The sequence below is a fragment of the Stutzerimonas sp. 21-1 genome (assembly GCF_056336065.1).
This window is the reverse complement of sequence record NZ_CM150500.1, coordinates 1410001-1423846: the sequence shown is the minus strand read 5'-3', so window position 1 is coordinate 1423846 and position 13846 is coordinate 1410001. Positions and strand designations below refer to the sequence as shown.

At 59.5% G+C, this 13846-nt stretch carries 8 protein-coding genes, 2 rRNA genes and 1 pseudogene (1 of these 11 cut by a window edge); 8 read left to right on the top strand and 3 right to left on the bottom strand.

Translation table 11 applies throughout. The annotated features are described in order from the left end of the window. Positions 1-16: 16 nt before the first annotated feature. The 8 genes from AC0ZJQ_RS07105 (at position 17) to AC0ZJQ_RS07070 (ending at position 9200) form a co-directional block, all read left to right on the top strand. Positions 17-1090 (top strand): glycoside hydrolase family 5 protein, encoded by a 1074-nt coding sequence (locus tag AC0ZJQ_RS07105; protein WP_458989457.1) that lies wholly within the window; start codon positions 17-19, stop codon positions 1088-1090. Positions 1091-1110: 20 nt separating this feature from the next. Beyond that, positions 1111-2298 (top strand): polysaccharide pyruvyl transferase family protein, encoded by a 1188-nt coding sequence (locus tag AC0ZJQ_RS07100; RefSeq protein ID WP_167138129.1) that lies wholly within the window; start codon positions 1111-1113, stop codon positions 2296-2298. Between the two features lie 2 nt (positions 2299-2300). Beyond that, entirely contained in the window at positions 2301-3530 is a 1230-nt protein-coding gene (locus AC0ZJQ_RS07095) for an oligosaccharide flippase family protein (protein ID WP_165594914.1), read from the top strand. A 61-nt stretch (positions 3531-3591) separates the two neighbouring features. Further along, positions 3592-4842: a Coenzyme F420 hydrogenase/dehydrogenase, beta subunit C-terminal domain gene (locus tag AC0ZJQ_RS07090; RefSeq protein WP_476477585.1), complete on the top strand. Its 1251-nt coding sequence runs from the start codon at positions 3592-3594 to the stop codon at positions 4840-4842. Positions 4843-4886: 44 nt separating this feature from the next. Further along, on the top strand, positions 4887-6140 hold the full coding sequence (locus tag AC0ZJQ_RS07085; protein WP_476477584.1) for a hypothetical protein: 1254 nt from the start codon (positions 4887-4889) through the stop codon (positions 6138-6140). After that, on the top strand, positions 6100-6978 hold the full coding sequence (locus tag AC0ZJQ_RS07080) for a glycosyltransferase family 2 protein (RefSeq protein ID WP_165594912.1): 879 nt from the start codon (positions 6100-6102) through the stop codon (positions 6976-6978). The genes AC0ZJQ_RS07085 and AC0ZJQ_RS07080 overlap by 41 nt, the downstream gene beginning before the upstream one ends. Continuing rightward, a complete protein-coding gene (locus tag AC0ZJQ_RS07075; protein WP_165594911.1) occupies positions 6968-7735 on the top strand; it encodes a WecB/TagA/CpsF family glycosyltransferase in 768 nt (255 codons plus the stop codon). Before AC0ZJQ_RS07080 ends, AC0ZJQ_RS07075 begins: the two co-directional genes overlap by 11 nt. Before the next feature lie 364 nt (positions 7736-8099). Further along, positions 8100-9200 carry a polysaccharide biosynthesis/export family protein gene (locus tag AC0ZJQ_RS07070; RefSeq protein WP_008566939.1) on the top strand — a complete coding sequence of 367 codons (1101 nt, stop codon included), beginning with the start codon at positions 8100-8102 and terminating at the stop codon, positions 9198-9200. A gap of 654 nt (positions 9201-9854) precedes the next feature. Here AC0ZJQ_RS07070 and AC0ZJQ_RS07065 read toward each other — a convergent pair. The 3 genes and pseudogenes from AC0ZJQ_RS07065 to AC0ZJQ_RS07055 form a co-directional block, all read right to left on the bottom strand. Further along, positions 9855-11007: pseudogene (locus AC0ZJQ_RS07065) on the bottom strand (IS3 family transposase). Positions 11008-11379: 372 nt separating this feature from the next. Further along, positions 11380-11495: ribosomal RNA gene (gene rrf / locus AC0ZJQ_RS07060) — 5S ribosomal RNA — on the bottom strand. Positions 11496-11625: 130 nt separating this feature from the next. Beyond that, a 23S ribosomal RNA gene (locus tag AC0ZJQ_RS07055) occupies positions 11626-13846 on the bottom strand (it continues 670 nt past the right edge of the window).

The following is a 13846-nucleotide window of genomic DNA, read 5'->3' as shown; positions in this document are numbered from 1 at the left end:
CGACAGGTGTAACGCAATGACGCTCCTCTTCCGCCAGCGACCGAAACAGGCGACACGACTGGCTGCCGCCCTCGCTGCGCTGCTGCTCGTGGCCCTGCCCGTGCAGGCGGCCGAGGACGCGCAGCGCGGTATCGACCTGATCGGCGTGAACCTGTCCGGCGCCGGTTTTGCACCGCACGTCGTGCCGGGCAAGAACGGCACGCACTACTTCTATCCCGAGAAAAAGCACTTCGCCTACTACCGTCAGCAAGGCATCCGCCTGATCCGCTTCCCGTTCCTCTGGGAGCGCGTGCAGCACCGCCAGGGCGAAGGGCTGAACTTCGACCAGGTGCGCCTGCTGAAGAAGACCCTCGACCTGGCCATGCAGCATGACCAGAAAGTCATCCTCGACATGCACAACTACGGCCGCTACCAGGGCGAGCTGATCGGTTCGGCGACGGTGCCCTACGCCGCGTATGCCGATGTCTGGCGCAAGCTCGCCGAGCGCTTCAAGGATCATCCGGCGCTGTACGGCTACGACATCATGAACGAGCCGCACGGCACCGTCGGGCTCTGGCCCGGCGCGGCGCAGGCGGCGGTCGATGCCATCCGCGAGGTGGACACGCAGACGCTGATCTTCATCGAGGGCGAGCGCTGGGCCAGCGCCTACCACTGGCCGCTGGTGAACGCCAACCTGCTGATCGACGACCCGGCCGGGCGCATCGTCTACGAGGCACACCTGTATTTCGACGAGGACTTCTCCGGCAAGTACCTGCCGGGCAAGAGCCGCAACATCGACCCGATGCTCGGCGTGAAACGCGCCCAGCCATTCGTCGAGTGGCTGCAGAAGCACGGCCAGAAAGGCTTTCTCGGCGAATACGGGATTCCCGACGACAACCCCGAAGCAGCGGTGGCGATGGACAACCTGCTCGCCTACCTCAACCAACACTGCATACCCAGCGCCTACTGGGCCGGCGGCCCTGGCTGGGGCCGCTACAAGCTGGCGGTCGAGCCGCGCAACGGCCAGGACCGCCCGCAGATGGCGCTCATGCGCAAGCACCTTGCCAACGATTGCACGGCCATCGGCCCCACGCCCGCTCACCGGCCCTGACCTTTTCTGGAGTGATCAACATGAAATTCGGACTGCTATGGCACTCGTTCTCTTCCGGCAATCTCGGCGTCGGCGCGCTGAGCATTTCCAACATGCTGCTGATCGACGAGGCCGCGCGTAAATGTGGCATCACCCCTGAATTCCTCATCATCGGCTCGTCGGGTCCCTGCGATTACCCGCCGTCGACCGAACGCTTCAAGTACGAATTCATCGAGTTCAACGAGCAGAACCTGCTGAAGAACCCGCACGGGCTGTACCGCGCGATCGCCTCGTGCGACGCGATCTTCGATATCGGCGAGGGCGACAGCTTCTCCGATATCTACGGTGCCAAGCGCCTGATCAAACTGCTGGTGAGCAAGGGCATGGCGTTGGGCGCGCGGGTACCGCTGATCCTCTCGCCGCAGACCATCGGCCCGTTCAAGTCGGGCTGGGGCACCAAGGCGTCGGCCTGGGTGATGAAGAAGAGCACGCTGGTGTTCGCCCGCGATCACCAGTCGTTCGATGTGCTCAAGCAGCTCGGCATCGTCAACCGTGACGAGGTGATCGACGTCGCCTTCCACCTGCCCTTCGAGCGCCAGGTGCGCGAGCGTCAGCCGGACCGGCTGGCCATCGGCATCAGCGTTTCGGCGCTGTTGCATCACGGCGGCTACGAAGGCAGCGCCAACCAGTTCGGCCTCCGCGCCGATTACAAACAGCTCACCGACGAACTGATCCGCGCACTGCTGGCGCGCGGTCATGAGGTGCATCTGGTGCCGCACGTGATCCCCATCGGCTTCCCCGCCGAGGATGACTACACGGTATCCCTGCAACTGCAGCAGCGTTATCCGGAGCTGAAACTGGCGCCGCGCTTCAAGGGGCCGATCGAGGCGAAGTCGTATATCAGCGGGCTGGACTTCTTCGTCGGCGCGCGCATGCACGCGACTATCGCCGCCTTCTCCGCCGGCGTGCCGGTGGTGCCGCTGGCCTACAGCCGCAAATTCTCCGGGCTCTACCAGTCGCTCGACTACCACCGCGTGGTAGACCTCAAGACCGAGTCGACCGCCAGCGCACTGGAAGCCGTGCTGGAGCACCTGGACAACCGCGAGCAGCTGAAGACGGAAGTCGCCGCCAGCGGCGCGATCATCCGCCGCAAGCTCGATGCCTACAGCCTCGGGCTGGAGCAGATCCTGGTTTCGCTGAACCAGGGCCAGCCTGCGTACCAGAGATAAGCATGCGCGACCACGCCCTGATGGGAGTCACCACGGCGGCCCGCACCGCCGTGCAGCTTGGCACGCTGTTGATCCTGGCACGGACGCTCGGCCCCACCGACTTCGGTTTCATCTCGATCGTCATCACCTGGTCGACCATCGTCGCGCTGGTGACCGACTACGGCTTCGGCATGCGCGCGCTACGTGACATCGGCGCCGAGCGCGAGCGTGCCGGCGAGATCATGTCGGCCAGTCTGGCGGCGAAGACGCTGCTGGTGCTGCCGGCGTGCGCGATCCTGTTGCCGGTGATTCTGTTCGTGCTGGACCTGAGCATGGCCGAGCGCGTTGCCTCGGTGCTGTTCCTGCTCGGTACGCTGGCCTCGTCCTATGGCGATCTGGCGCTGACGGTGTTTCGCAGCATCGGTCAGTTCCAGCGCGAAACGCGCATCGTGGTCGTCACCGCACTGATCCACTTCGTGCTGATCGGGTTGGCCATCGTGCTGCGTAACGATGTGGTCGCGATCGGCCTGGCGTTCCTGGTCTCGCGCCTGATCTACGCGGCCGGCGCATTGCGCGCGCTGGCGAAGATCGTCCATCTGGCGGGCATCGTGCGCAATTCCTGGCAGGTACTGGCCGAGCGCTTCAAGAGTTCGACCAGCTTTGCCGTGGACAGCGGCGCCACCAACATCTTCGCGCAGCTGGACGTCATCCTGGTCAACCACCTGGCCGGGCGCGAGGCCGCTGGCATCTATTTCGCCGGCTCGCGCCTGCTGCAAGGCGCGGTGCCGTTCAGCGTACTGCTGGCCAGCGTACATATTCCGCGCTTCGCCTACCGGCTGCACAACCAGAGCCGCGAACTGGTGCGCTACGGCGCGCGCATCCTCGGCGAGTACGTCGCGATGGGCCTGATATTCGCCCTCGCCTTCTATTTCATCGGTCCGCTGTTCACCGATTACTTCCTCGGCGCCAGCTACGCCGAACTCAACACGCTGTGGCTGGCCTTCGCCTGCTTCACCTTCGCCCGTTTCGTCGCCGCCGGCCTCGGCGTACAGCTGATGGCGATGGGCACCGGCTTCCTGCGCACCTTCGGAATCATCTTCTCCGGTGTGATCACAGTCGCGTGTTACTGGATTTTCATTCCCGGCCACGGGATACAAGCAGCACCTTGGGTGTCCACTCTGGGCATGGCGGTGCTGACCCTCATTTACGGTTATGCGGTGCAGAACATCTACCGCAGGCAGCGCAGCGCATGACCGGCATCGTCAAACACCGGGACCGCTTCGCGCGCGTCCCGCAGCTCAAGGGAAGGCTGGTATGAAAGCTTTGTTGAATCGCGTCCTGAAGAACGACCTGTGCAGCGGCTGCGGCATGTGCAGCTCGGTTGCCTCGGACGATGCCGTACAGATCCGGCTGAACGCCGATGGCTACCACCGCCCGGTGCTGAACAAGGCCTACGCGGGCAAGGCGATTGCCAGCGAAGAGGCCAGCAGCGCCTTCGCCAAGTCCTGCCCGGCACTGAACCTCGATATCCGTCCGTACAAAACGGCCAACTATCACCCGGTATGGGGGGAAATCCTCGAGACGCTCAAGGGCCACGCGCTGGACAACGAAGTGCGTCAGGCCGGCTCTTCGGGCGGAGTGATTTCGGCACTGGCGCAATACTGCCTGGAGCAGAAACTGGTCGACGGGGTGATCCAGATCCAGGCGTCGCAAACCGATCCGCTGGAGAACGTCGCCACCATCAGCCGCTCGCGGCAGAACATCATCGCCTCGTCGGGTTCGCGCTACGCGCCGGCCTCGCCGGCTCAGGCGCTGAAGTGGGTGGCGATGTCCACCGAGAAGTACCTGTTCATCGGCAAACCATGCGACGTGGCCGCGGTACGCCAGATGCAGGCGCACGACCCGCGCCTGAAGCAGAACATCCCCTACGTGGTGTCGTTCATGTGCGCCGGCACGCCGAGCCTGCACGGTACCGAGCAGGTTCTGGATCAGCTGGGTGTCGAGCGCGAGGACGTTACCAGCTTCCGCTATCGCGGCGACGGCTGGCCGGGGCTGACCAAGGCGACGTTGAAGAACGGCGACGCGCGCACCATGACCTACAACGATTCCTGGGGAAAGGTGCTCAACCGCCACCTGCAGACGCGCTGCAAGATCTGCCCGGACGGCATCGGCGAGTTCGCCGATATCGTCTGCGCGGACGGCTGGGAAGGCGACGAAAAAGGCTATCCGTCGTTCGAGGAGCGCGACGGCAATTCGCTGATTCTGATCCGCACCGACAAGGGGCGCGAATTGTTTCGCAACGCCGAGGCCGATGGCGTTGTCCAAGCGGAAGCTTTCGATACGGCCGGCATCTTCGCGATCCAGCCGTTCCAGTATTACCGGCGCACCACGATCCTGCCGCGGTTGTGGGCCATGAAGCTGCTGATGCTCAAGACGCCCAGCTACAAGGGCTTCGAGCTGGGCAAGGGGATCAGAGAAATCGGCCTCTACCAGAGCTTCAAGGCGTTCACCGGCCTGCTGGTACGGCGCAAGAAGATCAAGCGGCGGTCCTTGGAGTCCGCATGAAGCGGCCCTGCGGACAGGGACCTCAAACCTAAGGATTCAGGTTGATGAACACATTCACTTCGCGCTTCTTCTATTTCCCGCTGCTGTTCCTGGTGATCGTGCTGCATTTCTCCGTGTTCGGCGACAGCCCGCACAACCCCTACGGTCTGAAGGGGGTGAACGAGCTGTACCTGGCGATCTGCATCATCTTCGCGCTGTTGCTGGTGCTCGCTTCGGCAGAGGAAGCGCCGCGCGAATTCCGCGTCCTGATGTACTACTGCCTGTACAGCATGGTGGTGTTCTGGATATTGCCGGCGGTATTTGCCTACTTCACCTATGGGCAACCGATCGTCTACGGCCTGATCGAAGAGCGGCGTGTGCTGTTCTGCCTGGGCTTCGCGCCCGTGCTGTTTCTTTCCAAACGGGTCAGCACGCTACAGTTCGAACGCGCCTTCATCTATGCCGCCTTGTTCGCCGCCTTCTTCTCGTGGTGCTTCAAGTTCGGGGTGATTCCCGACATGCGTCCGGAAGTGCGCTCGGATGACCGCCCGGACCGCTCGTCCATCGGCCCCTTCCTGATCTGCTTCGGTTACTTCTATTGCATCCAGATCTGGTCCAAGGGCGCCTCGCCGATCTCCGGCGCCGCGCGCAGCAAGACGCTGTATCTGGTGCTGGCCGCCCTGCTGCTGCTGACGCTGGTATTCGCCACCCAGACCCGCCAGCTGATCGTGCTCTGCCTGGCGTTCACGCTGTTCTGCCTGCGGGCGAAGGCGATCATCTGGGCCGCGTCGCTGACCATCCTGTTGTCGCCGCTCTACTTCTATCCGAGCCTGCTCGAACTACTGGGCCTCAATGTCGAGTTCTACGACAGCTCGCTGGAAAGCGTGGAGGACGGTGCACGCTCGATCACCATCGCGGCGATCATGAACCATCTGGATATCGTCAACTGGCTGCCCAGCGGCTCGCTGTCACTGATGTGGCAGGACGGTTTCATCCCCTACTTCGGGGAACACTTCTTCCTTTCCGACGTCGGAATCATCGGCACGCTATTCCGCTTCGGCTTTCTGACCTTCCTGGTGATTCCGCTGACGCTGATGATCTATCGCCGGATCGCCAAGAACATCAGCCCGGACATGAGTTTCATCTACCCCGTCATGCTCGCGTACTTCGTCATCTGGCCGCTCAACGGCCTGATGGAATACGGGCAACCCGTCATCGCCATGCTCTTTGTCATCCACGCCTTGAAAGCTCGCTACCTCCGCAGCCAGGAACGAATCCATGAACGTCGCACTTATTCTCAACTACAAAGCTGCTACTGAAACGATCAGTTGCGTAGAGAGTCTGCTCGCGCACTGCCCGGCGGTCGACCATGTGGTGGTCATCGACAATGACTCGCAGGACGGCTCCTTCGCGGCCTTCACTCAGTGGCGCGAAGAGCGTGGCCTGCAGAACGTCACGGTTCTCGCCAACCCGGAAAACAACGGCTACGCCGGCGGCAACAACTACGGCCTGCGCTGGGCGCTGGAGAATCTGCAGCCCGAGTATTTCTGGATCGTCAACAACGACACCTACGTCGACTCCGATGCCTTTGCGCCATTGCTGCAGGCGTTGAAGCAGAACGACAACCAGTTCGTCGGCTCGGTGATCCTCAGCGCCGATACCGGCCGCCTCGAGTGTTACGGCGGCGGCAAGCTTTATCCGCTACTGGGCAAGGCGAAGCTGCTCGGCAAAGACCAGCCTCTGGAGGCCATGCAGCAAACCCGGGAAAAGCCCGATTACCTGATGGGGTGCAGCCTGGCGTTCTCCGCAGCCCTGCTCGCACGTATCGGCATGATGGACGAGGCCTACTTCATGTACTCGGAGGAAGTGGACTGGCAATACCACGCCAAGAAGTTCGGCGTCTCCATCCAGGTCGTACCGCAGAGCCGGTTGTTCCATTACGGCTCGCTCAGTTCGGGCGGACGCTCGGCGTTCTACCACTACTACCGCAATCGCGCGGCCACGCGCTTCAACAAGCGCTTCTACGGTGCGCCGTTTGCGCTGGCCTCGGCGTGTTTCCTGTCGGCGATAACCGTCATGAAGGAATTCAACCATCCCGGCCTCGCGTGGTCGGGCATCAAGGGTGCTTTCAAGGGAGTAACGATGCGTGTCGAGTGATACGAACCATGCCTTCGGCGTGTCCTTCTACACCGGTAGCAAGGCGGCCCTGCTCGCCTCTATCCGTGAAGGGGTGAAACAGCCCTACTCGTTCGTGGTGACGCCCAACGTGGACCACCTTGCTCAGCTGCAGCACAACGCGGCGCTGCGCGCAGCCTATTCGAAAGCCCGGCTGCGACTGTGCGATAGCCGCGTGCTGATGCCGCTGTTGCAGCGTTTGGGCGTTGCCGTGGAAGAGGTGATCCCGGGCAGCGATCTGACTATCGACCTGCTCCGCTGGGCCGATAGCGAGCGGCTAAGGATTGTCCTGATCGGCGCGTCGAACGAGGAATGCACCAAGCTGCAGAACCTCTATCCGGGAATCACGGTTTATCACCACAACCCGCCGATGGGCTTCATCGACCGACCCGACGAAGTCAGGCGTTGCCTGGAGTTTATCCGCGAACATCCCTCCGAGCTGGTCTTCTATGCCGTCGGAGCGCCGCGCCAGGAGATCCTGGCCAGCTCCATCGAAAGTCATGAGCGCACGGGCATGGGCTTCTGCATCGGCGCGTCCATTTCCTTCGCTACCGGCAGCATCAAGCGTGCACCGCGCTGGATGCAGAACTGCAAGCTGGAATGGCTGCACCGGATGCTTTCCGAGCCTCGCCGGCTGGTCAGGCGCTACGTCCACGATGCGCTGTTCATCGTCCCGGCCTATCGCAGGGAGAAAAGCAATCGTACTCAACGGGCCGCGCCGATAAATCAGGATCTGTAGCGAAAAGATCGAAAAATCTGGCGTAAAGACACGAATGTGATTTGAACCAGACCAAAGCGAGACGGTCTATCCGTACTGAAGCGAATGGCAGGAGTGGCGTTTCGACATTGTCGTTTGAGCGCGAGCTAACGCCCGAGATATCCGGGCTTCCTGTCCTTCAACCGTCGACGCCGGTAGTGCGGAGGCTACTCAGAAACAGACCCTTTCTTCGCTGCGCACCCAGCGAGGGAGGAACGGTCAGAAGGAGAGAAATTTTGGCTGTCGTCTTTGCCAGGCAGAACGAACGCGATGCCTTACCCAGACCAGTGAACCATGCCGTCTCACTTTTTGAACAAAAACCACTCCGTCAAGGATGAACATACCCATGAAAGCATTTACCGCTCTTGCATTGACTTCCGCCCTAGCGCTTCAGGGCTGTGCCTTCGCGCCTGGTCAGTATCTCGATCCGGATGAGTTCACCGAAGGCGCCGAAGCGGAACACGGCACCGTGCACCTGATCCGAATCACTCCCGAGATGCTCAAGGGTGACCTCGCTTCTGACGCGGGTACGTCGAGCAAGCAGGAACTGCTGAGCTACAAACCATCGGCCTACCGCATCGGCCCGAACGACCTGCTCTACATCACCGTCTGGGACCATCCTGAGCTGACCGCGCCGTCCGGCCCGCAGCAGCAGCTCGACGCCAACGGACGCCTCGTCCGGCCGGACGGCACGCTGTTCTACCCGTATATCGGCAATGTCGAAGCAGCAGGTAAAACCATCGAAGAGCTGCGCTCGACCATCGCCCGTCGCCTGACCAACTACATCGACAGCCCGCAGGTCGACGTGTCCATCCTGCGCTTTGGCAGTCAGCGCGTAATCGTTTCCGGTGCATTCGATACCGCCGGCGAAGTTCCGGTGACTACCGCGCCGATGACGATCGTTCAGGCAATCGGCCAGGCCGGCGTCGACACCGAAACCGCCGATCTCACCGGCCTGATGCTCAAGCGTGACGGTCGCGAATACATGCTGGACGTCGACTCGCTCAACCGCCCGGACTCCTGGCTGCATCAGGTTTACTTGAAGGATGGCGATCAGCTCCACCTGCCCTACAACGACCAGCGCAAGATCTACGTGCTGGGCGAAGTCAGGCAGCCACAGGCTCTCTCCTTCAAGGCAACCAGCATGAATCTGATGGATGCGATCGGCACCGCAGGCGGCATTGCTCAGGAAACCGCCGACGGCGAGGCGCTGTATGTCATCCGCGGCGCAGAAGACATGGCCAAGGAGCCAGCCAAGGTATTCCAACTGAATGCCAAGTCACCTACCGCGTTTGCCCTGGCGAAGCACTTCCCTCTCCAGCCCCAGGATGTGGTGTTCGTCGGCCCAGCGAATATCACCCGCTGGAACCGCTTCATCAGCCAGCTGCTGCCTTCGGCCAGCGTGATTGGCACCGGTGCTGCAGCGGAGTACAACCTGTCCAAGTAAGGGCCGGTTAACCCCCGAAGCCGCAGATCAACTCAGTTCATCTGCGGCTTTTTTATTCAACATGTCAATTTTCCGTCTCTCAGGTCGCAGCTGAGCCCGTCATGCTGGAAAGATCTGTTGAGGTAAGCGGGAGTCGGTGGAAGTGTCTGTTCGATCCTCAGCTTGATGCGGCCTCGCTGCCACGAGCACCGTATTCGACGCTATCGTGTGGCTGCCCCGCGCTTGCACTGCGCAGCCAGGACGCCGGTCGGAGCATCTCGGGATGCTGCAAGCGAAGGCATCCGGCTAAAACGCGATTCACTACCAAATGATCCGACTAGGTGTGTTCCGGCAACATCAGTTACATCTTGGCGCAACGGGTCTGGCACTTCCGCCAAGCCAGATGCAAAAGGGTTAATCAAAGTTCTGATATGGCCTACGAACAGCGAGCCAAGCTGTTTCATTACGATCGGGCCACTGGTACTACCGCCGCTGTTCTGACAGCGGCAGTAGTGATATCGGATGAAGCAGAACATGAACCGTCAAGGCAACCTCTGGGACAATTCACGAATGGAGCGATTGTCCTCGGCGGCTGCAGTTGGAGTGAATTCCAACAATCGGTCATCACGGTCCAAGAAGCCCAGCTGGGTGTCAGACTGAATAGCCTCGACTTTCCTAGAGGCCGCCCTGCCTCAGAAAATAACGTCGCTCGAACTCTACTGGCGACAGCTTCTCGGCGAAACCATTGTCGCCGCTTGGGGTTGTAAAACATCTCGATGTAATCGAACACATCGCTTCGTGCCTCATCCCGGTTGCCGTAAATCCTGCGCTTGATCCGCTCACGCTTGAGCAGCTGGAAGAAGCTCTCGGCCACGGCATTGTCATGACAGTTGCCACGGCGACTCATGCCGCTGACCAGGTTGTTAGCCTTGAGAAAGCTCTGCCAGTCCGAACTGCTGAACTGGCTGCCCTGGTCGGAGTGAATCATCACTTCCTGTTTGGGCTTGCGTCGCCAGACCGTCATCAGCAATGCATCAATGGCCAGGTCGCTGCACATCCGTGGCTTCATCGACCAGCCACTCACTTGGCGTGAAAACAAATCCAGCACCACCGCCAAGTACAACCAGCCCTCATACGTGCGGATGTAAGTGATGTCGGTAAGCCAGAACTTGTTTGGCTCACTGACATTGAACTGCCGCTCCAGGCGGTTGGGCGAGGCCACCGTCGGCTTGCCACCATAATAGCCGGGGCGCCGACGGTAGCCGGTCTGCGAGCGCAATCCTTCTGCACGCATCAGCCTGGCTACTCGATGCCGTCCGCAGCCTTCGCCCAACTCGCGCAGATCTGCATGGATCTTGCGATAGCCGTAGACGCCACCGCTCTCAAGCCAGGAGTGCTTGATCAAACCCAGCAAGCGCTGATCGTCTTTGGCGCGTGCCGACTTGGGCTCGGCGCGCCAAGCGTAGTAACCACTGGGATGCACTTTCAGAACCAGGCAGAGGTGCTGGATCGAATAGTTCGCCGCTAACTGACTGATGAAGGCGTACCTCAGCCGGACTCCCTGGCAAAGTACGCGGCGGCCTTTTTTAGGATGTCTCGCTCTTTAGTGACGCGTTTGAGTTCGGCGCGCAGACGACGCAGCTCGGCCTGCTGATCATCCTCTTGATTACGCTGGGCTTCTGGCTTGCTGTAGCGCTTGATCCACGCATACAGGCTGTGTGCAGACATGCCCCAGACGGGCCGCTACCTCGGCAACGGGAAGACCGCGTTCAGTCACTTGCCTGACCGCTTCGATCTTGAATTCTTCGGGGAAACGCTGGTTGCTCATGGCACCTCCTAGTGGACCTCATTATGAGGCTTGGAGGTCTCTAGAGAATCCGGGACTATTCAAACTCCCTGATGAAGCCCATATGTTGCCTGAGCGTAATCGAAGGATGAGGTTTGGTTACCCGAGCGGAACAGGCATCACAGCTTCGGCACTCGGGATCGCTGCTACGCAGCCAACGACCTGAAGTCCCTGCATAAGCTGGCGCAGAAAACCACCAGGCTGATGAGGGGCGGCTCTTTTCAGGAAAAGAACGAGCGCATTCCCTCGTATCCTGGCCGGCATCTTGGCACGCCGCGCTCGGTCACTCGACATTTCTTGCGCGCAAAGACAAACCCCCGATCCGCATAAGCAGATCGGGGGTTTGGGATAGAAGCTTGACGATGACCTACTCTCACATGGGGAGACCCCACACTACCATCGGCGATGCGTCGTTTCACTACTGAGTTCGGGATGGGATCAGGTGGTTCCAACGCTCTATGATCGTCAAGCAATTCGGTTGCTGCTTCGGTTTTAGCCGCTGCAGCGAATTGGGTATGTGATCTTGGTAACGCGAATTCTTGCAAATTTTCGGTTTGTTTGTCGACTTACCGTCTAACAGCCAAATTGTTTGGGTGTTATATGGTCAAGCCTCACGGGCAATTAGTACTGGTTAGCTCAACGCCTCACAACGCTTACACACCCAGCCTATCAACGTCGTAGTCTTCGACGGCCCTTCAGGGAGCTCAAGGCTCCAGTGAGATCTCATCTTGAGGCGAGTTTCCCGCTTAGATGCTTTCAGCGGTTATCTCTTCCGAACATAGCTACCCGGCAATGCCACTGGCGTGACAACCGGAACACCAGAGGTTCGTCCACTCCGGTCCTCTCGTACTAGGAGCAGCCCCTCTCAAATCTCAAACGTCCACGGCAGATAGGGACCGAACTGTCTCACGACGTTCTAAACCCAGCTCGCGTACCACTTTAAATGGCGAACAGCCATACCCTTGGGACCGGCTTCAGCCCCAGGATGTGATGAGCCGACATCGAGGTGCCAAACACCGCCGTCGATATGAACTCTTGGGCGGTATCAGCCTGTTATCCCCGGAGTACCTTTTATCCGTTGAGCGATGGCCCTTCCATACAGAACCACCGGATCACTAAGACCTACTTTCGTACCTGCTCGACGTGTCTGTCTCGCAGTCAAGCGCGCTTTTGCCTTTATACTCTACGACCGATTTCCGACCGGTCTGAGCGCACCTTCGTACTCCTCCGTTACTCTTTAGGAGGAGACCGCCCCAGTCAAACTACCCACCATACACTGTCCTCGATCCGGATAACGGACCAGAGTTAGAACCTCAAAGTTGCCAGGGTGGTATTTCAAGGTTGGCTCCACGCGAACTGGCGTCCACGCTTCAAAGCCTCCCACCTATCCTACACAAGCAAATTCAAAGTCCAGTGCAAAGCTATAGTAAAGGTTCACGGGGTCTTTCCGTCTAGCCGCGGATACACTGCATCTTCACAGCGATTTCAATTTCACTGAGTCTCGGGTGGAGACAGCGCCGCCATCGTTACGCCATTCGTGCAGGTCGGAACTTACCCGACAAGGAATTTCGCTACCTTAGGACCGTTATAGTTACGGCCGCCGTTTACCGGGGCTTCGATCAAGAGCTTCGCTTGCGCTAACCCCATCAATTAACCTTCCGGCACCGGGCAGGCGTCACACCCTATACGTCCACTTTCGTGTTTGCAGAGTGCTGTGTTTTTAATAAACAGTCGCAGCGGCCTGGTATCTTCGACCGGCATGGGCTTACTGAGTAAATCATTCACCCTCACCGGCGCACCTTCTCCCGAAGTTACGGTGCCATTTTGCCTAGTTCCTTCACCCGAGTTCTCTCAAGCGCCTTGGTATTCTCTACCCAACCACCTGTGTCGGTTTGGGGTACGGTTCCTAGTTACCTGAAGCTTAGAGGCTTTTCCTGGAAGCATGGCATCAACCACTTCGCTTTCTAAAAGAAAGCTCGTCATCAGCTCTCGGCATTAAGACCCCGGATTTACCTAAGATCTCTGCCTACCACCTTAAACAAGGACAACCAACGCCTTGCTGGCCTAGCCTTCTCCGTCCCCCCATCGCAGTAACTAGAAGTACGGGAATATTAACCCGTTTCCCATCGACTACGCTCTTCAGCCTCGCCTTAGGGACCGACTCACCCTGCGTCGATTAACGTTGCGCAGGAACCCTTGGTCTTTCGGCGTGCGAGTTTTTCACTCGCATTGTCGTTACTCATGTCAGCATTCGCACTTCTGATACCTCCAGCAAGCTTCTCAACTCACCTTCACAGGCTTACAGAACGCTCCTCTACCGCTCAACTTACGTTGAACCCGTAGCTTCGGTGCATGGTTTGAGCCCCGTTACATCTTCCGCGCAGGCCGACTCGACTAGTGAGCTATTACGCTTTCTTTAAAGGATGGCTGCTTCTAAGCCAACCTCCTAGCTGTCTAAGCCTTCCCACATCGTTTCCCACTTAACCATGACTTTGGGACCTTAGCTGACGGTCTGGGTTGTTTCCCTTTTCACGACGGACGTTAGCACCCGCCGTGTGTCTCCCGTGCTGACACTTGCCGGTATTCGGAGTTTGCATCGGTTTGGTAAGTCGGGATGACCCCCTAGCCGAAACAGTGCTCTACCCCCAGCAGTGATACACGAGGCGCTACCTAAATAGCTTTCGAGGAGAACCAGCTATCTCCGAGCTTGATTAGCCTTTCACTCCGATCCACAGGTCATCCGCTAACTTTTCAACGGTAGTCGGTTCGGTCCTCCAGTCAGTGTTACCTAACCTTCAACCTGCCCATGGATAGATCGCCC